This is a genomic window from Deinococcus aquaedulcis, from assembly GCF_019693445.1.
Taxonomy (GTDB): Bacteria; Deinococcota; Deinococci; order Deinococcales; family Deinococcaceae; genus Deinococcus; species Deinococcus aquaedulcis.
In genome coordinates this window covers 1-21141 of the sequence record NZ_JAHRBL010000029.1, presented here as the reverse complement: position 1 = coordinate 21141, position 21141 = coordinate 1, and the positions used below count along the sequence as shown (strand labels likewise).

Sequence of the window (21141 nt, the reverse complement as noted above, 5' to 3'; positions counted from 1 at the left end):
CAGGTCGTGACCGCTATGACACATCTGCCCATTGTCCCCCTCGGACTTGGCAGGCGCTTGCCCATTGACGGATTCAGCCCAGGGCCAGGGCTTCTTCACAAGCGCCCCCTACTTTGCCGCCTCACTCCGCTCCGGCACGTTGTCCAGGCCGCGCAGGGCCCAGCGCAGGCCCAGGGCACTCAGGGCGCCGATGGCCGCCAGCACCAGCCACGGCAGGGCGGGCCAGCCCAGCCGCGCGCCAGCGTCTACCAGCGCGCCGCCCAGCACACTGCCCACCGCGCCGCCCGCTCCCAGCGAAATCGCGGCAAAGCCGAAATAGCTGCCCACCCGCCCGGCGGGGGCAAAGCGCGCCGTCAGGGTCTGCTGGGTGGGGTACACGATCATGGTGCCCAGGCTGTAGAGCGCCACGCAGGCCAGCAGGGCCGGGAAAGTGTTCGCCGCGCCCATCAGGCCCAGGCTGAGGGCCACCAGGGTCACGGCCCCCACCAGCGCCGTGCGGGTGGGCAGGTGGCGCTCGGTCAGGCGCAGCAGGGGGTATTGCAGCAGCACCGCTAACCCCGCCGAGAGGCCATACAGCGGCCCCGTGGCCCCGGGCCCGGCCAGCGCCACCGCCTTGAGGGTCACCGCCACGTTGATCTGCGTGCTCAGGATGAAATAGCCGATCAGCACCAGCGTGAAGCGACGGAAGGGCACGTCCTGCGCCGCCTCCCGCAGCCCACCTAGGCCGCTGGCCGGCTGCCCGGCCGGCCGCAGGTGAGGCAGCGTGAGGGCCAGCACCAGCCCAGCGAGGACGTACACGCTGGCCGCCACCAGGGCCGCCGTGCGAAAGCCCAGGCCCAGCAGCAGCGTGCCCAGCAGCGGCCCCGTGACCATGCCCGCATTGCCGGACAGGCTGGTCAGGCTGAACATGCGTGTGCGGTGCTCGGGGCGGGTGACCTGGGTGATGGCTGCACTCTTGGGGGCGTCAAACAGCCCGCCGCCAATGCCCGCCAGCAGCGCCGCCGCCAGCAGGGCGGGTAGGGTGTCGGCAAAGCCCATGCCCGCAAAGCCCAGGGTGCGCAGCGCGCAGCCCCACAGAATCAGCGGCTTGGGCCCCAGGCGGTCGGCCCACGCGCCGCCAAAGACCGTCAGGCCCTGCTGGGTGAGCTGGCGCAGGCCCAGCACCAGTCCCACGCTGGCCGCCGACCAGCCCAGGCCACCGGGCCCGCTGAAATGCACGGTCACTAGGGGAATAACGGCAAAAAACCCGCCCCACATCAGAAAATTCGCCCCAATCAGGCCCAGCTGGGCCCCGGACGGGCGAAAGGGCACAGGGGCAGGGGCGGCGCTCACGCCGGGCAGGCTACACCCGCGCTCCGGGCCAGGGCCGGGGGCCGTCCAGCGGGCCGAAACACGGCGGCAGCCGGGGCCTGGGCTGTGGAAGAGTTGTAGAGAAAGGGCGCGACGCGGTCTGGGCGCAGTTTGCCGTGCGCCTTACGAACAAGAAGAGCGGCCCCTACGCCACGGGGGCCGCTCTTCCTGTCGTACTTCGGCTGACCTGTTACCCGCCCACATGCACCTGGGGCCGGCGGCTGGCTTCGCGCTCGGCCACGCGCAGAATCTCGTGGGTCAGGGGCGGAATATCGCCTTCGCCCGCCAGCAGGAAGCGCAGGGCATTGACGGCCGGGCCCTTTTCGCTCCATTCAAAGTACACATGGGGCGGCACGCCGGTCAGGTCGCGCACATGCAGCAGCACGGCGGCCAGGGTATTGGGCACGCTGGGGCCAGTGGCGCGCAGAATCAGGTGATTGCCCACCCGCACCCCGGTCACGGGCACGCGGGTGCTGAAATCGCTGGCGTCCCGGATCGCCACCTCCAGGAACAGTGCCGCCTCGCCGGGGCTGAGGTGGTTGTGCAGGCGCACGTCCAGCGCCTTTTCGCGGTACTCCACATCGTCGCCCTCGTCCAGATGGTTGGCGATAAAGCGCACCGGCAGGCCCTGGGCGCCCACCTCGTTCAGCATGGCGCGGGCGGTGTCGTCCAGGTCCACGCGTTCCACGCGCAGTTCGGTGCTGCGGCCAATGCGCGAAGCCACACTGACCACCAGAATGGCGCCGATAAACAGCAGCGCAATGTACAGGCCCTCGGGGCGCTCGCTGACTGTGACCACGCTGGTGTAGATGAAGATGGCGCTGATCACTGCAAACGCCAGGGCGGCGGCGCGGTGGCCCCGGCGCAGTTCGGTCAGAAAGACCGCCACCGCCGCCGAGGTCATCAGGGCCAGCACGCCCGTGGCGTAAGCCCCGGCCTGGGCGTCCACGTTGGCCTTGAACAGAATGGTAACCAGGGCGCTGATGCCGATAAACAGCAGCACCAGCGGCCGGGTGGCGCGCGCCCAGTCCGGTGCCATGCCGTAGCGCGGCAGGTAGCGCGGCACGATGTTCAGCAGCCCTGCCATGGCCGAGGCCCCCGCGAACCACAGAATCAGGATGGTCGAGACGTCGTACAGGGTGCCAAAGCCCTCGCCAAAGCGCTCGTGGGCCAGGTAGGCCAGCGCGCGCCCGTTGGCCTGTCCGGGCGGCGTGTCCACCTTCACGGTGGTGGTGGAGCCGTTGGGGGCCACCGATACGGTCATGGGCACGGGCCCGCCCACGGTGTTGGCGGTCAGGGTAAAGGTGCCGGTGCGCCCGGCCGGCACCTGCAGGCTGAAGATCTCGCGCGGGCGGGTGGGGTGGTCCAGCGGCACGTTCACAATGGCGCGGCCCCGCTGCAGGTCGGCGGTGCTCACGGCCTTGGTGACGGTGGTGGCGGCCCAGAACTCGTGCCGGGGGATCAGCAGCGTGGTCACCACTGAGGACGCCAGCAGCATCACCGACATGATCAGCGCGGCGCTGGTCAGCAGCTTCTTGGCGTTGCGAATGCGGCCCAGCGGCTTGGCGGGGGTGTCGCCGGGGTCACCCTTGACCAGCGGCATCACCACCACGCCGGTCTCGAAGCCGGACAGCCCCAGGGCCAGCGCCGGAAACACCAGCAGCGCCGCACCCAGGATCGCCAGCGGCGAAGCGTAGGCCTGCCCCAGCGTGCCCCACCAGCCGCTCAGCAGTTCCGGCTGGCGCACGATTTCCAGCAGGCCGTGGCCCGCCACCACCACACTCAGGCCCAGGTACAGCACCACGATGCCCACGGCAATGCCCACCGCTTCGCGGAAGCCCTTGAGAAACACCGCCCCCAGCAGCGCCAGCAGCAGCAGGGTCACGCCCACCTGCCGCCCTTCAAGCAAGTGTTCCAGCAGCGGGTTTTCAATCAGGTGGGCGGTGGCATCGGCGGCTGACAGGGTCATGGTGATCACGAAGCCCGTGGCCACAAACCCAATCAGGGTCAGCACCAGCACCTTGCTGGGCCAGTAGCTCAGCAGCCGCTCCAGCATGGACAGGCTGCCGTCGCCGTGCGGGCTTTCCTCGGCCACGCGGCGGTACATGGGCAGCGCGCCAAACAGGGTGACCAGCACCAGCACCAACGTCGCCAGCGGCGACAGCGCCCCAGCCGCCAGTGCGGCAATTCCCGGCTGGTAGCCCAGGGTGGAAAAATAGTCCACGCCGGTCAGGCACATCACCTTCCACCACGGCTGGGTGTGGTGTTGGGCCTGGACCTGCTGCTCTTCTTCGTAAAAGCCCTGCGGTTCAGGTTGGTTGGTTTCCAGAAACCACTTCATGAACGGGCTGCGTTCGCCGGAGGCCATGACCGGCAGCCTACACCCGCCGCGCTTGGGGTGAGGTTGGGGTGTGCGGCCCCGGCTCTGCATCTGGCATGTGGGTAGAGGCTTGGCCCGCACCGGAGCGGAGGCGTAGACGGGGGCGTTCACAGACGATGGGGTTTTCATAGTCAGAGGAGGAGGAGGGCGCCCTTCTCGCCGCCCCCTGACCTTGCAGCCGTCCAGGGAACGCTACCCTGCCCCCATGACCCTCCTTCCCCTAGCGCCGGACGCCTTCTATTTGCCGGGCGCGGTGAACAGCCTCGTGCTGGCAAACGGCCAGGGCGGCGCGCTGCTGGTGGACACCGGCCTGGACGACAGCCACGCCCGCAAGCTGCTGCGTGCGGTGGAGTGCGCAGGGCTGCGGCCCACGGCCATTCTGAATACCCACAGCCACGCCGACCACCACGGGGGCAATGCCTTCTTGCTCAAACGCTTTCCCGAGGTGGAAGTCTGGGCGCCGCCGCTGGAAGCCGCTATCATTGCGAACCCGCTGCTGGAACCGCTGGGCCTGTTCGGCGCCCGGCCGCCCCGCGAGCTGCAGACCAAGTTTCTGCTGGCCCCCGCCAGCCCAGCGCGGCCCCTGCCCGGAACCGGCCCCCTCACCCTGGGCGGCGTGGCGCTGGAGCTGCTCCCAGTCCCAGGCCACGCGGCCGAGATGGTGGCGGTGCGCTGTGGCGAGGTGCTGTACGCCGCCGATGCCCTTTTCGGCCCGGACGCTCTGGCCAAGCACCCCTTGACCTTCTGTGCCGATTCGGCTGCCCAGAAGGCGAGTGCGGCGGCTCTGGGCGCGCTGCAGGGCGTGCGCCTCATCCTCCCCGGCCACGGCGAGCCCACCGCTGACCTGCCGAGGCTGGTGGCCACCAACCTCGCGGCCTATGGGCAAACCACAGCGGCGGTGCAGGCAGCGGTGGCCGAAGGCCCAGCAACCGTAGATGAGCTGCTGGCGCGCGTGTGCGCTGCACTGAGAGTCGTTATGACCACGGCGGGCGCGGTGGTGCTGAACCGCGCGGTGGTCAGCGCGCACCTGACCGAGCTGCTGGAGGCAGGCCACGCCACCCTGAAGGTCGACAGCCAGCGCCTGCTGTTTGCGCGTGCGTGAAGAAATGCCGTATAGGCCGGAAGCGGGCGCCAGGGGTACGGTGACCGCATGACCAAGAAGAGTGCCGGAACCAAGAAAGCCCAGGGCGGCCAGAAGGCCAGCACGCGCGGCGGCAAGGGCGCAGAGGCCCAGGCCCGGAGCGCCGCCGAGGACGGACGGACCACCGCCTCCAGCGACAGCAAGCCGGTCTCGGCGCAGCCCACTGGCAGTGCGAACGCCGACGCCGCGCATCTGAACGCCACGAACAACGCGCTGGTGGACCACGCCTACCTCAGCGAGGACGAGTTCAGCACGGTGGCCGAGACCCTGCAGCGCAACCTCGCCACCACCATCAGCCTGTACCTGAAGTTCAAGAAGTACCACTGGGACATTCGCGGCCGGTTCTTCCGTGACCTGCACCTAGCCTACGACGAGTTCATCGCCATGATCTTTCCGGCCATTGACGAGCAGGCCGAGCGCCTGGTGGCCCTGGGCGGCAGCCCCATCGCCGCGCCCGCTGACATTGAGCGCTACAGCACCGTGATCGTACCGGCCGAAACCGTGCGCGACGCCCGCACCCAGGTCAGCGATCTGGTGGCCGACCTGACCCGCGTGGGCCGGGGCTACCGCGACGACTCGCAGACCGTGGACGACGCCAACGATCCCGCCACCGCCGACCTGTACAACGGCTACGCGGCCACGGTGGACAAGATCCGCTGGATGCTGCAGGCGATCATTGACGACGAGCGGATGAACTGAGTGGATGGTCAAAGGGTGAGAGTTGGTGGAGGAAAACCGTTCACTCTCGCCCTTTAACCATCAACCATCACCCCTGTATGCCGAAATTCGATTATTCCCTCGATTACCGCACGCTGGACCTGCGCGCGCACCCGGAGCTGTACCGGGTGGGGGTGGGCGAGCAGGGTGTGCTGCTGGTGCAGCCGTACAAGGGCGAAATCCTGCCGCACTGGCGCTTTGCCACGCCCGAGGTCGCCCGCGAAAGCAGCGAGACGATTTACCAAATGTTTCTGGACTATCTGCAGGCCGGGGATTTTGTGGGGGCCGATATGGCGCGCAAATTCCTGCAGATGGGCTTTACGCGCTCGCGGCGCTACGCCAACCACAAGGGCGGCAAGAAGTACGACGGCCCCGTGCCCGCCGACAAGAAGGGCCAGAGCGGCGCCCACGGCCGCCCCGAGCTGCCCCGCACCCCGGAAGACCCGGTGAAAGCCGAGTCCGCCCGCATCTTCAAAGCCAAGTGGGACGAGGCCGAAGCCAATGAGGAGTATGCCCGGCTGAAAAAGGAACATAAGGCGCGGTACGGGTAGGTTTTTGAGGTGGCGGAGAGAGATTGTGGCCAAGAGAGTGAGGGAGGCTGGAGGCGCCCACTCTCTGGCCCATACTTCTGAGCACGTGGCAGAGAAGAGGAACAACTTCTGTTCCTTACGCGGCGTTAGCTGGATGGTTGAACCTGCCGCACCCCTGGAGACAAGGACGCCGACTGAAGGCAGAGTGATCCAACGCCAGCCAGTGCCGGGCGAGGCTGGGGCGTGAGACTGACTTTGGGCAGGAGAGACGGAATTCTTCCGCTGAGCCACTGCATAACCTTGACACCGCGCGTATAAGGCGCTATCTTCTTTGTCATAACCGCCCAAGAGGCGGATTTTTTATTGCTGCAGATCGGCCGGGGTGTTGACGTTGCGCAGAGGAGGCAGGCCCGGCACCAGGACCGTGTGTTCGGGCCGTGCCGCCAGCCGCAGGCGCCGTTCGCCGCTGTCCAGCAAGGCGGTGATCCGGGGCTGCAGGGCCGTGTGGTACAGCGCCGCTAAGGGTTGCGGGCGCCCTTCTGAGTCCAGTGCCTGCACGCTCAGGGCCTCCGGGGTGCGGGCCGCGCACAGGGCCTGCCAGTAGGCCGCCGTCAGATCAGGTAGGTCCACGCCGGCAAAGGCGACCCAGCCGGCCGGGGCGGCTCCCAGCGCGGCTTCCAGACCGGCCAGCGGGCCCTGGCCGGGGCGGGTGTCGGGGATCACCTGCCAGCCCGGCACCGCGTAGCGCCCCAGCGGGGCCACGATCAGGCGGGTAGAGCAGCCGTCCAGGCTGGCACACACCCGCTCCAGCAGGGTGTGCCCGTTCACCTGGGCCAGCGCCTTATCCGAACCAAAGCGGCTGGAGCGGCCTCCAGCGGTGACAGCGCCAGTCATACGGATTCCGTCCATTTCCGGAACATCCAGGAAAGAACTGGATGTTCCTTCAATTCCCGGGAATCCGTATTCTTTCCTGCTCCCTCCGGTCGAAAACATTCCGACACGCGTGACCGAATGTTTCGGAAGCCGTATCAGGTCCTTCACGCCGCTTACTCGCGCGGGCCGCTCTGGCGTTCCAGCAGGCGCAGGGCCCAGGCCACGAGGCGCGGCCCCGGCCGGCCGTAGGGGGGATATGTAAAGCGCACCGGACTGCGTTTGGGCTCGGTCAGAATGGCGCGCTGGTGGCTGAAGGCCAGAAAGCCGTGCTCGCCGTGGTAGGCGCCCATGCCGCTGGGGCCCACGCCGCCAAAGGGCAGGTGCGGGTTGCTGAGGTGCACCACCGTGCCGTTCACCACCATGCCGCCGCTGGTGGTGTCCTGCTGCACCCGGCGCGTCACGGCGTCGTCGCCCGTGAACAGGTACAGGGCCAGCGGCGTGTCCAGGCGGCGAATCAACCCCAGGGCCTCATCCAGCGTGCGGTAGGTCAGCACCGGCAGCACCGGGCCAAACAGTTCCTCCTGCATCAGCGGCATGTCGGGGGTTACATCGGCCACGATGGTGGGGGCAATAAAGCGCTCGGCGGGGCTGAATTCGCCGCCACGCACCACCCGCGCGCCGGCCTCCACACTCTCGCGGGTCAGGCGTTCCAGGCGCTCCACACTGGCGGCGTCCACCATGCGGCCGTAATCCGGTCCGGCGCGCAGCCACGCGCGGTCTCCGTAACGCCGGGCAATCACCTCGTCCAGGGCCAGCAGCAGGGCGTCCCGCTGCGCTTCGGGCACCAGCACGTAATCCGGGGCCACGCAGGTCTGCCCGGCATTCAGCAGTTTGCCCCAGGCCAGCCGCTCGGCGCTCAGGCGCAGGTCCGCGCTGATGTCAATCAGGGCCGGGCTCTTGCCGCCCAGTTCCAGGGTCACGCTCGTGAGGTTGTCGGCCGCTGCCCGCATCACGTGGCGGCCCACAGCAGTGCTGCCGGTAAAGAAGATGTGGTCAAAGGGCAGTTCGGTCAGGGTGCGGGCGGTGTCCGCGTCGCCCTGCACCGTTGCCACCAGCTGCGGCTCGAACACCTCCGCCAGCAGGTCGGCCAGCGCCTGGGCCACATGCGGGGCCTTTTCGCTGGGTTTCAGGATCACCGTGTTGCCCGCCGCGAGGCTGGCGACCAGCGGGGCCAGTGCCAGATTCACCGGGTAATTCCAGGGGCTCAGGATCAGGGTGACGCCACGCGCCTGGGGCTGAATCTCGCTGCGGGCGCCCAGCAGCATCGCCGGGGTGTCCACCCGCCGCGTGGCCATCCAGCGCGGCAGGCGACGAATGGCGTGCGCAATCTCTTCCAGCACGGGATGCAGCTCAGTGATTTCGGCCTCGGCGCGGCTTTTGCCCAGGTCGGCGCGCAGGGCGTCGGCCAGGGTCACGCGGCGGCGTTTAATCGCGTCGTGCAGGCGCCGCAGCACCGCCTGACGCTGAGCGGCCGTGGTCTGGGCAGCGGTCCAGCGGTGGGCGCGCTGCCGCTCGAACAGGGCGTGCAGAGGGGGGGTGGCCGGCGGAGCAGACTGCGTCATGGGCACCTCGGGGGAGCTGGGAATTGAACCGAGTATAACGCATCTGGACTGGTCTGACCAGTTGAGGGGGTGAGGGTTGATGGGTGACAGTTAATGGTAGGTCTTGGTTGAAACGCCCGTCTTCTTGTGGAAAGAGTGGCCAAACCACACGGAGCCTGTGCAGGTGGACTAAAGAGCTAGGGCGGGGGACCAATCCCACCCGCCCTTTCCATCACCCATCACCCCTCTACAATCCCAGCAGCCCCCGGTACTCCGCCACCAGTCGGCCGCCCCAGATCAGGGCCACCACGGCGCCCAGGGCGAGGTAGGGGCCGAACTTCACGCGGTTTTCGCGCTTGGCCGCCATCTGCACGAGGCCGAAGAGGGCGCCCGCGAACACCGCCACGACCACCGCCACCAGCAGGCGTTCCCAGCCCAGGAACGCGCCGATCACGGCGGCCAGTTTCACGTCGCCAAAGCCCATGGCGCTCGCGTCGCTCTGGGCGTCGGCTTCGGGGGTGTCGTCCTCGCGGTGGCGGCGCCAGTGGAGCCACCAGTACACGCCGCACACCAGCGACACGGCGCCGGCGGCGGCCAGAGCGCCCTGCACCATCAGGATCATGCCGGGACCAAAGCCCGCGCTGCCCAGGGTAATGCTGACCAGCAGGCCCCCCAGGGTGAGCAGTTCGGGCACGCGCACCACCCGCCGGGCCGCGAAGTTGACGGCTGCCGAGAGCAGGCCCACGCCTGCGCCCCACCACGGCCCCAGCCACGCACCCGCCAGCAGCGCGAGGCTGATCTGCTGGTAGCCCAGCGGAAACTCGGGAAACTGCCGCTCGCGAAAGCGCCGCAGCACCCACGACCCGAACTGGTTGATCGCGACCAGCAGCCCGGCCCCCAGCAGCGCGCCCTGCACGGCCCCGGCAAAGTCGGGCAGGGCCGGGGTGCCCCACCACCCGTTCAGCGCACCAAACGCCAGCCCCAGGGCCACGCCGGGCAGCGTCAGTTCATCGGGAATGGTGTAGGTGTCCAGGTCAATGGCGCTGCCCACCAGCAGCAGCGTGAACAGCACCATCAGCCCCAGCGCGCCCCAGCCCACCGTGAGGGGCGGGAACAGCGCGGCAATCGTGGCGTAGCCCAGGCCGGTCAGCAGTTCCACGACCGGATAGCGCGCCTTGATGGGCGCCCCGCAGTAGCGGCACTTGCCTTTCAAGGCCAGCCAGGAAAACAGCGGCACCAGATCGGCCACGCCCAGGCGGTGGTCGCAGTGCGGGCAGTGGCTGGGCGGAAAGGCAATGTTCTCGCCGCGTGGCAGCCGCCAGATCAGCACGTTGGAAAACGAGCCCACCAGCAGGCCCAGCAGACCGGCGAACACCACGAGAAGAAGATCAGGGCTCACGGGGGCAAGTCTACGGGGCGAACTCTTACAAGGGCGCGCCCTGGGGCTACGGTTCCCCGGCCATGCGCGCCCGGATGTGGTTGATATCCCAGCCGGTCAGGTTGGCCAGCGTCTGGGCCTGGGCCTCAGCGCGCTGCTTCAGACCAGCGCGGTAGGTTTTCATGGCGCTGCAGTTGGCTGTCCCCTTGTACGGATGGCGCAGGATGTAGCGGCCCTGAAAGGTGTTCTGGTTCTTCGTGACCTTGAAGTGCAGGTCCTGGGGAAAGGTGGCGGCCGTGTAGCGCACATGCAGCCGGGTCAGGTAGACGGGCTTGGCCGGGCCACTGGGCGGGGCGCTGCCAGCGGGCGTGGGGGCGGGGCGGCCCCAGCCCTCTTCCTGGCGCCAGAACACGCCAGCGGCCTGCAGTTCCTCGGGCGTGGGCGGCTCGGTAGAGCAGGGATCGCAGTTGTTGGTGTTCCAGGCGTACTCCAGCAGGGCCACGCTTTTGCCCTCGCGCTCGTAGGCGCGCCGGAACAGGTGGCGGTAGAAGGGGCCAAACTGGTTTTTCACCAGCAGCGGCACTTCCTTGTTCGTGGGGATAGGCGCCGTGCGGTAGTTGCTGGTTTCCACACGGCCTTCGGGCGACAGCAGGTACACCGTCAGGTCCTGCTCGCCGGGCGAATTCAGCGTGCCCAGGCGAATGGGCAGCATGAACTTCTCGGAGGTGTACGAGAGCACGATGGGATTCAGAAACCCGCCGCCCGCTTTCTCGAAGCGTTCCACGTTCACCCGCACCACGAAGAACTTCATGCCGCCCTTGATGTAGCTGCCCAGCATGCCGTCGGCGCCGGCTGGCAGTTTGTAGCCCTCGCCGCGCAGGTAGGCGGCCAGGCCGCTCTGCTGCTGCGCGCTGAGGATCAGGATGTCGTATTCGCCCACCTGGTAGCTGGCTTCAATCTTCACTCCCTGGGCCTGGGCGCGGGCGGCGCGGTCTTCCATCGGGGCAGAGGGGGTGGCGGCGGTCGGCATGGTCACTGGCTGGGGCGGCACACAGGGGTTCTCGTCGAAGTACTCCACCAGCCGGGGCGCGCTGTAGGCGTCCAGCTTCTGGACGATGCTGGGGTCGCCAATGCGGATGTCCTCGCGTTTTGGCACCACTGGAATGGGCACGATCCGGGCAAAGTCCTTCACGTCGCCGCTGTAGTCGTTCATCATCGTGAACACGCTGCGGTTGCCGTCGCGCGCAATGATCACCTGATTGGTGCGGTTAAACAGCTTGCTGTCGGCCTTGGCCACAAAAAAGCCGCAGAATGCCGCCGCAGAGGAGGTCAGGGCGAGGCCAAGAACAGTCCACGTGAGCCGGGTCTTTCGCATGCGCACTCCTTGAAACAGGGGAGAGGGGGTGGTAGAGGCAGCATACCTGCGTGCCCCCGCCAGCGCGCGCTGATCTGTGGAGCAAAGGGCAGGGGCGCCAGAACAATGCCCCGGCGCCCCATCTTTCCTTGCCCCTTATACCCTTTGACTCTTAGACCGGGGGCGGAAGCGCCCCCTAATGCCGCCCGAAATGCCCCAGCTGCGGCACGTTCGGCGTCCAGGCCGGTTTCTCGACCACCTCGCCGTAGAGGTCGTACTCGTCGCTGTCCTCAATGCGCACGCGCACGATGTCGCCGATCTTGACCTGCCCGGCGAAGTCCCCGGCGTACACGTACACCTGTCCGTCAATGCCGGGGGCGTCGCCCTTGGTGCGGCCAATCAGCTTGGTGCCGGGCTGGTCATCCTCGTCATCGTTGAACTCGTCCACGATCACGTCCATCACCCGGCCCACCTTCTCGGCCAGCTTCTCGGCGCTGATCCGCTGGGCCACCTCCATGAAGCGGGCCAGTCGCTCCTGCTTCACGTCCTCAGGCACGGGGCCGTCCAGCTTATTCGCGTCGGCCTCCTCCACGTCCGAGTAGGCAAAGGCCCCCACGCGGTCCAGGCGCGCGTCTTCCAGAAACTGCAGCAGCTCCTGGAACTCTTCCTCGGTCTCGCCGGGAAAGCCCACAATGAAGGTGGAGCGGATCACCAGCTCTGGGCAGATCTCGCGCCAGCGGCGGATGGTGTCCAGCTGCTTGCCGGCCCCGGGGCGGCGCATGCGCTTCAGCACACTGGGGCTGGCGTGCTGCAGCGGCACATCCAGGTAGGGCAGGATCTTGCCCTGCGCCATCAGCTCCACCAGCTTCTCCACATGCGGGTAGGGGTAGATGTAGTGCATGCGCACCCAGGCGCCCATCTCGCCCAGCTTGGCGGCCAGGTCCGTCAGGTGGGCGCGCACCTGCTCGCCCTGGAATTCGCTTTCCCGGTAGCGCACGTCCACCCCGTAGGCGCTGGTGTCCTGCGAGATGATCATGAGTTCCTTGGTGCCGCCCGCAATCAGCCGGAAGGCCTCGTACAGCACGGCGCCCGCGTCCCGCGACACCTGCAGGCCGCGCAGCTTGGGAATGATGCAGAACGAGCAGGTGTGGTTGCAGCCCTCGGCAATTTTCACGTAGGCGTAGTGCCGGGGCGTCAGCTTCACGCTGGGGGCGAACACGTCGCCGTGGCGGGTGGCCTCGCGCTCGGGGCGCATGCCGGGGGCCGCCACCGGCAGCAGACCCGTAAAAGCATCCGTTTCAATGGGCAGCAGTTCGCGGACGTGGCCCATCACGTCGTCCACGGCCTCACTGCCGGTAATGGCCGCCACCTTGGGGTGGCGCTCCATGATCTTCTCGGGGCGCTCGCCCAGGCAGCCGGTCACGATCACCTTGCCGGTGGCGTCCAGCGCCTCGCCAATGGCATTCAGGCTCTCTTCCACGGCGGGCGTGATAAAGCCGCAGGTGTTCACGATCACCGCGTCGGCGTCCTCGTAGCTGGGGGCCACCTCGTAGCCTTCCACGCGCAGCTGGGTCAGAATCCGCTCGCTGTCCACCAGCGCCTTGGGGCAGCCCAGGCTGATAAACCCCACCTTTTTCGTGCCCCCACTCGTCGCCGGGGCGGGCGTTACGGCTTGTGTCATGGTCGCTCCTTGCTCGTGCGCCGCGCCCAGAGCCTGGGGGCACAGAGTTCAGCCCGCCACTGTAGCGCGGCGGGCTGAGCTGAGGGTGGAATCAGATCACAGGGCGGGGTGACCCCCTTACTGGCAGTTCTGGATCTTCAGGGCTTCGGGCTTCAGGCCGGTGCCCACCTTGGGCAGGAAGAAGCTGCGGGCGTTGTCCTCGATGATCCGGCGGGCCTCGGTGCGGGCCACCGTCAGGCGCTGTTCGCTCAGCGACTGGGCGCTCAGGCTCGGCTGGCCTACGCACAGCGCGCCGCTCTGCACGCTCAGGGTCTTGACCGGCACCACTTTGTCTTCCCTGGGCAGGGGCATAGCCGTGCAGGTGGTCATCTTGCCTTCGGGCATCTTGCCCGTCAGGAAGTAGTCGATGATCGGCTTGTCCACGCACGTGGTCCCGTAGGGGAAGGCCGCGTGCTGGGGCTCGTCGTCAATCATGATCATCTTGGCGCTGGGGGTGGAGTTCAGCGCGCGCAGGGCCCCTTCCTGGGGGGTGGCGGGGTCCAGCTCGTTTTGCAGCATCAGGACGGGGGGCATATTGGCCGGCAGGACGGGCTTCTGCACGCTGGCGCCGCCCTTCCACTGCAAGCAGGCGTTGGCCACCGAAGCGCCGCCAATCAGTGGGTAGTTCTTGGCGTCCTGCTCATCGCGGGCGCGGGCCCCGGCCAGGGTCTGCTTCCAGGGGGTGTCGTTACAGGTGATGGCGGTAAAGGTGGACTCAAAGCTGCCCATCTCCACCGGGAAGGGGGTAGGGCGCATCGCCTGATCGCGCTGGAACAGCAGCATCTGGGCGAACATCACGCCCAGGGGGTTCTGCTGGGGCGCGGCAAAGTAGGTCTGCTTCTCGGCCAGGGCCAGCAGCTCATCCAGCGTGGCCTTGGGGTTGGCCTTGATCACGCCGTCAATTACCACAGCGGGTTTAAGCAGCAGGCCAATCAGGGGCAGCTGGTCGCGGCCATACATCAGCTGGGCAATGTAGTTGCCCATGATGCTGCGCAGCGGCTCGCTGAGGCTGTTCTGGGCAGCGTACACTTCGGCGCCAGTCTGCCCCAGGCCCAGCATGGCATTCTGCCGCGCAAGGTACGGCGCCACCGAGTCGCGGAAGTCGCGCTCGAAAGCGGCAGGCTGCAGGCCGAAGGCATCTTCCATGCTCTCGTTCCAGGACATGTTGCCGTCCAGCAGCATGCGCCCGGTGTTTTCGGGGAACAGCTTGGCGTACCACGAGCCCAGCCACGTGCCGTACGAGTAGCCGATGTAGTTCAGTTTCTGATCGCCCAGCAGCTGGCGCGCGAGGTTCAGGTCGCGGGCGGTGGCGTCGGTGTTGATCAGCGGGGTGACCGGGTTTTTCTGGCAGGCCTGGGCCACCAGTTTGCCGTAACGGATCAGGGCGTTGATGTTCTTCTCGCTGCGGTCCGCCGCCGGGGGGTTGATGTGGTCGGCCAGTTCATTGCTGCCGCAGTACAGACGGCTGCTGGCGCCCACACCACGCGGCGAGAAGCCGATCAGGTCGAACTCGGCCGACATCTGCTTCAGGCCAGCGGCGTCAGGGAAGAACTTGCCCAGTTCGGGGTTTTCCCACATGTCAGCAAACAGGGGTGCGAACATCAGGCCGTCGCCGCCGGGGCCGCCGGGGTTGAAGAAAATGGCGCCCTGGCGCTTGCTCTGGTTGGCAGCGGCCACACGAATCAGCGACACACTCATGGACATGCCGTTGGGGGCGGTCCAGTTGGCGGGCACCGTCATGTCGGCGCAGCGCAGGCGGTCTTTCAGCGCCCCAAACAGCTCTGTCTGGTCTTCGCCCAGAATGGTGGGATCGCAGGCGGTCCAGTTCAGGGTCTGGCCGGTGTAGGCCGCCAGGGGATCGGGCGCGGGCGTGGGCCGGCAGGCCACCAGACCAGCAGAGAGGGACAGCAGCAGCAGAGAAGTGTGACGCAGTTTCATGTTGCCTCCACCGGGCACGCTAGCAACGCGCGTAAAGGAGCGCGCCGCAAACCTGCTTGACTTTGGAGGACTGGGACAGGCGTCCCGGGTGTGGGCATGCACACAAAGCGCCTGCCGCGCGCCCCTGTCTCGCGCTACACTGCCCCTCAGCATGAATGCCAAGGTCATTGTGGTCACGTCCGGCAAAGGGGGCGTGGGCAAAACCACGACCACCGCGAACATTGGGGCGGCGCTTGCCAAGCTGGGCGAGAAGGTCGCGGTTATTGACGTGGACGTGGGCCTGCGCAACCTCGACGTGGTGATGGGCCTGGAGTCGCGCGTGGTGTTCGATCTGGTGGACGTGCTGGAAGGCAAGTGCCGCATGGCCCAGGCCCTGATCCGCGACAAGCGTGTGGAGAACCTGTACCTGCTTCCCGCCTCCCAGACCCGTGACAAGGACGCCCTGGACCCCGAGGTCTTCAAGGGCGTGGTGCGCGACCTGGTGGAGCAGGAAGGCTTTACCCGCATCCTGATTGACAGCCCCGCCGGTATCGAGTCCGGCTTCAAGACGGCCGCCGCCCCCGCCGAGGGCGCCCTGGTCGTGGTCAACCCCGAAGTCTCCAGCGTGCGCGATGCCGACCGCATCATCGGCCTGCTGGAAGCGCAGCAGGTCAGCGAGATCCGGCTGGTGATCAACCGCCTGCGCCCCAAGATGGTGGCCAGCGGCAACATGCTCAGTGAAGCCGACATCCTCGACATCCTGGGGGTCAAGCCTATCGGCATCGTTCCCGAGGACGAGGGGATCATCGTCAGCACCAACGTGGGCGAGCCGGCCGTGCTGGGCAAGACCAAGGCCGGCGAGGCTTTTATGGCCACCGCCCGGCGCCTGAAGGGCGAGGACGTGCCGTACCCCAAGTTCGAGGAAGACCGGGGTTTCCTGGCCGCGCTGCGCCGCCTGTTCGGGGGGGCCTGAGATGTTCTCCTGGATGAAACGGGGCCGGACCAAGGAGACGCTGAAAGACCGCCTGGAGCTGGTGCTGGCCTATGACCGCGCCCAGATTCCCCCCGGCAAGGTGGACGCCCTGCGCAATGATCTGCTGGAGGTCGTCAAGCGGTACTTTCCCACGGGGCACAGCTCGGTGGAGATTGAGCAGCGTGGCGACATGGTCGTTCTGATGGCCAATATTCCTCTGGATGAAAGCACCCCGGGGGCGCGGGGCAAGTAAGCATGAGCGTGGCGGTGCTCAGTGACGTGCACGGCAACGCCTTTGCCCTGGACGCCGTGCTGGCGGATGTGCGTGCGGCCACCCCGGACCTGACTGTCAACCTGGGTGACACGGTGTGGGGCGGCGCAGACCCGGGCCGTGCCTGGGCGCTGCAGCAGGAGCACGCGCCCCCCACCGTGCGTGGCAACACCGATGAACTGGTGGCTGGGCGCTGGCCGGAGCGCGACCGCGAACAGACGGCCTGGGTCCAGGCGCAGCTACCCGCTGGTGTTCCAGAGGTGCTGGGCGCCCTGCCCACCACGGCCCAGGTTGCAGACGGCGAGGTGCTGCTGGCCCACGGGCACCCGCAGGACCCCTGGCGCGCGCTGCTGTTTGAAGGGGCGCCCGAGTCCCCCCGCCTGCGGCCCGGCCCAGCCCTGCTGGCTGAGCTCTCCGGCGGGTCGGCCGTGCGCGTGGTGCTGGTGGGCCACACCCACCGCGAGGCGCTGGTGGCCGAAGGGGGCGTGACCTTCGTGAATGTGGGGGCCGTGTCGCGCCAGTTTCAGGGCGATCCGGCGGCCCGCTGGGCGCTGCTGGAGCGGCACCAGGGCCTGTGGAACGTGCAGTTTCGCCGCGTCCCCTACGATATTGAGGGCGCCGCCCGGTGGGCCGAGGCCCACGCCCCGCAGGGCGCGCACGAAGCAGCGTGGTTACGCCAGGGCCGCCTGCCTCAGTCACCCTGACCATTCCCATGCAGGTCATGTGCGGGCGCCGTAGCCTGTGGGCGTGAAGTACGACCTGCGCTTTCCCATCATCATCGCGGCCCTGCTGGTGGTGGGCCTGATGACCGTCAGCACGGCGGCCCTGTCGCCCCGGGCCTCGGCGGGTGTCTTTCCCAAGCAACTGCTGGGGGTGGCGCTGGCGACCCTGCCCATTGGGCTGTTGTGGTGGGCTGGACGCGACCGCATCTACCGCTTTGCCCCGCAACTGTTCGCGCTGGCGCTGGCGCTGCAGGCCAGCACCTTCGTGATCGGCAAGGAGGTGAACGGCCAGCGCAACTGGATCATGCTGGGGCCGCTGCAGTTTCAGCCGCTGGAAATCCTGAAGTTCGCCCTGATCCTGATGCTGGCGCTGGTCTTGCGCGAAGGCTACAAGGGCATGAACACCTACGCCCGCGCCCTGGCCGTGTTTCTGCCGGCGCTGGCGCTGGTGGTGGTGCAGGACTTTGGCGGGGCGATGGTCCTGGGGGTGATGTTCGGGGTGATGTTGCTGGCGGCGCGCATGCCCACGTGGCACGCGCTGCTGGCGGTGCTGGCGGTGGGCGTGGCGGTGCCCACGCTCCTTTACCCTCGTCTGGAGCCGTACCAGCAAAAACGCCTGACCATCTTCCTCGATCCCTACAAGGAACCCCGGGGCGCGGGCTATCAGGTGATACAGAGCACCATTGCGGTGGGGTCTGGCGGTCTGCAGGGCAAGGGCTACAAGCAGGGCAGCCAGTCGCACAACGGCTTTTTGCCCGAAGCCCACACCGATTTCGCCATCTCCACCTGGCTGGAAGAACAGGGGCTGGTGGGCGGCGTCATCGTGCTGCTGCTCTACGGGGCGCTGCTGCTGGGGCTGGCCGGCATGGCCACCGAGGCGCCCCGCTTGCAGGATCAGGTGCTGTTCGCGGGCGTGCTGGGCCAGATTGGCTTTCAGGTCGTCGAGAACATCGGCGCCGCCCTCAGTGTCCTGCCCCTGACCGGCATCACCCTGCCGCTGATCAGCTACGGCCTGAGCAGTCTGGTGAGTACCCTGGCCACGCTGGGGCTGGCCTACGTGGTGCACCGCGACCGCTTTGAAGGTCAGATCTGAGCGCAGAGGCGTGGCAACGCTCAAGGCCGCCGGGCGTGGGTGCCCTGGCGGCCTTTTTCGAGCATCGCGGCGCTGAGTCCGGCTTGGTTGGTTCCAGGCTGGCCTTTGACGGTCCTCGCAGTCTTCTCTAGAGAAGCGGTGGGGCCTTTTTCCTGGCCCTTTCTGACGAAACGCAGTCAAGCAACCGACCCTGGTTGGCTTTCACAGCAAAAGATCCCGCCACATTCCTCTGCGCGTCATCTCTGACAGGGTTTCAAGGCTTTGTAAATGCAGCGCGGCGCGGGGGCGGGTACGGTGAAGCTCATCCTGCCAACGGGCTGAGCCGCGCCGTCCCTGGTCTCAAGGGTTCGGTGCCGCGTGCCGTGGTGGGCGGAGTCAGGAGGAACGCAATGGTCACAGAAGGACTGGGGGCTTTTTTTGAAGAAGGCGTGTCGGCCCTGGCCCGGGTGCTGGGCACCGACAGCGCCCTGGTGCACCGCGTGCTGGCCGCTGGCCTGCCCCGGCAACTGGACGCGCTGGCTGATCAGGCTGCGGGCGCTGAGGGCCGTGCCCACCTCGTTGAAGCGGTGGGCACCTTGCCCGCCTTTGGCAGTGTCGAAGCCGCGCTGGCCGAACCCGGCGGCGCACAGAATCTCGAACAGGCGGGCGAACTGCTGACCCCCCCGCTCTTGGGCGCGCGGGCCGAGGAAGTGACCCGTCTGACGGCCCAGGACACCGGCGCCCCGCCCGCGCTGGTGACCCGGCTGCTGCACCTCGCCCTGCCGCTGCTGCTCAGCCGCATGGGGCAGCTGGGCCTGACTGGGGCCAATGCCGCCGAGTGGCTGGGCGGTCTGCGGGGCCGGCCCCTGCTGCTGTCCACGCTGGGCACGGCGGCGGTGGCCGGCGCAGCGGCCGTGGCTCATACGCCAGAGGTGACGACCACCACGGTCATTCGCCCCACCGAGGCCGCGCCAGTTACTTCTGTTCCGCCCAGCCCCGCGCCGGCCGCCCCTGTGCCGCCGGCCCCGGTCATCACTTCCCATGAGCGTACCCGGCGCCGCCGCCCCTGGTGGCCCTGGGCCCTGCTGCTGCTGTTGCTGACCCTGGGCGGCTGCTGGCTGCTGCAGCGGCCCGGTGAACGCGACACCGTGCAGGCGCCGCCCGCAACCTCTGAGACCACCGTGCCGGCCACCGATCTGGCCTTTACCGCCCCAGCCGCCGGGGAAACGGTGGCCCCTGGCGCCCTTACCGTGCGCGGTACGGGCCCCGCTGGCGCACAGGTGAGCGTGCGCAGCGGCGAGCAGGAGGTGGCCACCGCCACCGTGAATGCCGAGGGCCTCTGGGAAGCCGAGGTCCCTGCCCTGGGTGCTGGCCCACAGACACTGGTGGCCCAGACCACCAGCCCCGAGGGCCGCGCCGAATTGAACTTCACCGTGGGTGAGGAGCAGACCGGCACCGGTACGGCGCCCACCGAGCCGGCGGCTTCCGGCACCTTCTCTATTACGGAACCGGCGGCCGACGCTTCGGTGCCTGCAGGCACCGTGACCCTGCGCGGGACCGGCCAGCCCGGGCAGACCCTGGAACTGCGCGAGGGCGACACCAGCCTGGGCAGCTTCCAGGTGGGCGAGGATGGAACGTGGTCCTTTGCCGTGCCTAGCCCGGCTGCCGGCGCACAGACCTACACGGTTCAGACCCCCGCTGGCGAGGCGCTGGGTAGTGTGGCGCTGACGGTGGGTGCCCTGACCGGCGAGCGTGAGCAGCGCTGCACCGAGACCTTTACCCTCAGCATGGCCGACGGCCAGGAGGTGCGTGAACCCTTCCGCTTCGGCGGCGTGGGCGAAGGGCAGGGCTACTCGGTGACGGTGCGCCGGGGCGAGCGCGTGATTGGCCGCAAGGACATTCCGCTGGATGTCACCTGTGGCTGGAGCTACCAGAGCCGCCCCGGTCCTGGCGCCATCACCTACGAGGTGCGTCCAGTGGGCACCCCCGACGTCGAGCCCCTGCGAACCATCAACCTGACGGTGCGGTAACCACTGCTGATTCAGAAATGAAGAGGCCCGGGCTGTGCGCCTGGGCCTCTTTGCTGCTGTGGAGAGGGCTGCCCAGCAGTCACATCCCTATCGGCTCACGCTCCAGATGCCGGCGAACGGCGCCAGCTGATTTGACCCGCGCGCCGTGGCAAAGGCGCTGATGCTGCCGTCCAGATACAGAGCGTCCGGGCAGCGCAGCTTGTCCCGGAACAACACGGCAAAGGTATAGAAGTTGACGGGGGCCCCGCTGATGACAAAGCGCACCCGGCCATCCGTGCAGACCCCAACCCCACTGCGCACCTTAAACGACGTGCCCGATTTCCGAAAAGCTGGATGCAAGCGCCCCGCCTGCACCAGCAGGGGGCCCGACTGGGTGGCGTAGGTGGGCCGAATGCTGCTGCGTGCAAACGCGCTCGTTTCGCTGACCCCAGCGCGTGGCCCCGCCACCCAGAACACCCCGTTGGGCACCAGCGCAAAGTTGCCGCCCCGCTGGGCCCGGTTCAGGGGCACCAGCATGCGCCCCTGCTCAATGTGCAGGCCCAGAGGTTTCAGGCCTGGGGCATAGATGCCGCTGTTGGTGGCAAAGAGAACCGTGCGCCCTTCCTTGGTCAGCCGGGCGCGCAACTGTTCAAAAGTGGTGTAGGGCGCGCGGGTGGTGGGGTTCTGCCAGTGAAGCTGCAGGCGGTCCTGCTTCAGATCAACTGTCGCCACGGTGTACGCCACGCCAGCCAGAGACACGGTGTTGATTGACAGGCCCTGCGCTGCCGAAGCACTCAGGCCCAGACCCAACCAAAAGGAAAGACGCTTCATCCTGATCATGATGGCAGGGCCCGGGGGCCTACACTCTGCGTGGGTGACAGCGTGTGCTCTGGCAAAACCCTGTGTTGACCGGCATTTTTCCGCTGCCCTGAAGCGTCAAGGAAGAATCTGCAGAGGGGTGTTGACAGATCTTCCAGGTCCCTGTATCTTTTCTGAGCCTCAAGCGAGGCGGGGTGCATGACAACCGATGAACGCGAGCGAGAAATTGCGAATCACAGCGCGCTGAGCGCTGATGAAGAACAGAAGGTCAAGAGAACAAGGGTCCACGGTGGATGCCCTGGCACTGGAGCCGA

17 protein-coding genes are annotated in these 21141 nt (G+C 67.6%); 8 read left to right on the top strand and 9 right to left on the bottom strand.

Going from position 1 to position 21141, the window contains the following annotated elements; genetic code table 11:
* Nucleotides 1-108: 108 nt before the first annotated feature.
* Both KMW22_RS18100 and KMW22_RS18095 read right to left on the bottom strand, forming a co-directional pair.
* Entirely contained in the window at nucleotides 109-1332 is a 1224-nt protein-coding gene (locus tag KMW22_RS18100; protein WP_407928459.1) for an MFS transporter, read from the bottom strand.
* A gap of 208 nt (nucleotides 1333-1540) precedes the next feature.
* A complete protein-coding gene (locus tag KMW22_RS18095) occupies nucleotides 1541-3718 on the bottom strand; it encodes an APC family permease (protein WP_221091430.1) in 2178 nt (725 codons plus the stop codon).
* Nucleotides 3719-3935: 217 nt separating this feature from the next.
* On the opposite strand from KMW22_RS18095, the gene KMW22_RS18090 reads away from it, so the two are divergent.
* From KMW22_RS18090 to KMW22_RS18080, 3 genes are all read left to right on the top strand, one after another.
* Nucleotides 3936-4832 carry an MBL fold metallo-hydrolase gene (locus KMW22_RS18090; RefSeq protein ID WP_221091429.1) on the top strand — a complete coding sequence of 299 codons (897 nt, stop codon included), beginning with the start codon at nucleotides 3936-3938 and terminating at the stop codon, nucleotides 4830-4832.
* Nucleotides 4833-4880: 48 nt separating this feature from the next.
* On the top strand, nucleotides 4881-5570 hold the full coding sequence (locus tag KMW22_RS18085; protein WP_221091428.1) for a Dps family protein: 690 nt from the start codon (nucleotides 4881-4883) through the stop codon (nucleotides 5568-5570).
* Nucleotides 5571-5647: 77 nt separating this feature from the next.
* Nucleotides 5648-6139: a DUF4385 domain-containing protein gene (locus KMW22_RS18080; protein ID WP_221091427.1), complete on the top strand. Its 492-nt coding sequence runs from the start codon at nucleotides 5648-5650 to the stop codon at nucleotides 6137-6139.
* 339 nt (nucleotides 6140-6478) lie between these two features.
* Here KMW22_RS18080 and KMW22_RS18075 read toward each other — a convergent pair whose 3' ends face one another.
* The 6 genes from KMW22_RS18075 to KMW22_RS18050 form a co-directional block, all read right to left on the bottom strand.
* Entirely contained in the window at nucleotides 6479-7012 is a 534-nt protein-coding gene (locus tag KMW22_RS18075; RefSeq protein ID WP_235693119.1) for a molybdenum cofactor guanylyltransferase, read from the bottom strand.
* Nucleotides 7013-7164: 152 nt separating this feature from the next.
* Nucleotides 7165-8613 (bottom strand): aldehyde dehydrogenase family protein, encoded by a 1449-nt coding sequence (locus KMW22_RS18070; protein WP_221091425.1) that lies wholly within the window; start codon nucleotides 8611-8613, stop codon nucleotides 7165-7167.
* Between the two features lie 226 nt (nucleotides 8614-8839).
* Nucleotides 8840-9991, bottom strand: a complete 1152-nt coding sequence (locus KMW22_RS18065; RefSeq protein WP_221091424.1) for a prepilin peptidase — start codon at nucleotides 9989-9991, stop codon at nucleotides 8840-8842.
* 46 nt (nucleotides 9992-10037) lie between these two features.
* Complete coding sequence (locus tag KMW22_RS18060; RefSeq protein ID WP_221091423.1) at nucleotides 10038-11345, bottom strand: DUF2330 domain-containing protein; 1308 nt, start codon at nucleotides 11343-11345, stop codon at nucleotides 10038-10040.
* A gap of 175 nt (nucleotides 11346-11520) precedes the next feature.
* Nucleotides 11521-13005, bottom strand: coding sequence for a 30S ribosomal protein S12 methylthiotransferase RimO (gene rimO / locus KMW22_RS18055; protein WP_221091422.1), 1485 nt, complete (start codon nucleotides 13003-13005; stop codon nucleotides 11521-11523).
* 117 nt (nucleotides 13006-13122) lie between these two features.
* Nucleotides 13123-14982, bottom strand: a complete 1860-nt coding sequence (locus KMW22_RS18050; RefSeq protein ID WP_221091421.1) for an alpha/beta hydrolase — start codon at nucleotides 14980-14982, stop codon at nucleotides 13123-13125.
* Between KMW22_RS18050 and minD the strand changes: the two genes are divergently transcribed.
* From minD to KMW22_RS18025, 5 genes are all read left to right on the top strand, one after another.
* Nucleotides 14981-15934 carry a septum site-determining protein MinD gene (gene minD, locus KMW22_RS18045; RefSeq protein WP_268906349.1) on the top strand — a complete coding sequence of 318 codons (954 nt, stop codon included), beginning with the start codon at nucleotides 14981-14983 and terminating at the stop codon, nucleotides 15932-15934. The two genes, KMW22_RS18050 and minD, sit on opposite strands and share 2 nt — an antisense overlap.
* A 1-nt stretch (nucleotide 15935) precedes the next feature.
* Complete coding sequence (minE, locus tag KMW22_RS18040; RefSeq protein WP_221091419.1) at nucleotides 15936-16187, top strand: cell division topological specificity factor MinE; 252 nt, start codon at nucleotides 15936-15938, stop codon at nucleotides 16185-16187.
* A 2-nt stretch (nucleotides 16188-16189) separates the two neighbouring features.
* Entirely contained in the window at nucleotides 16190-16909 is a 720-nt protein-coding gene (locus KMW22_RS18035) for a metallophosphoesterase family protein (protein ID WP_221091418.1), read from the top strand.
* 43 nt (nucleotides 16910-16952) lie between these two features.
* The gene (locus KMW22_RS18030) at nucleotides 16953-18020 is read left to right on the top strand and encodes an FtsW/RodA/SpoVE family cell cycle protein (protein ID WP_221091417.1); all 1068 of its coding nucleotides are present in this window, start codon (nucleotides 16953-16955) and stop codon (nucleotides 18018-18020) included.
* 389 nt (nucleotides 18021-18409) lie between these two features.
* Nucleotides 18410-20029, top strand: coding sequence for a DUF937 domain-containing protein (locus tag KMW22_RS18025; protein WP_221091416.1), 1620 nt, complete (start codon nucleotides 18410-18412; stop codon nucleotides 20027-20029).
* 87 nt (nucleotides 20030-20116) lie between these two features.
* On the opposite strand, the gene KMW22_RS18020 is transcribed toward KMW22_RS18025, so the two are convergent.
* A complete protein-coding gene (locus tag KMW22_RS18020) occupies nucleotides 20117-20839 on the bottom strand; it encodes a phosphodiester glycosidase family protein (protein WP_221091415.1) in 723 nt (240 codons plus the stop codon).
* Nucleotides 20840-21141 lie beyond the last annotated feature (302 nt).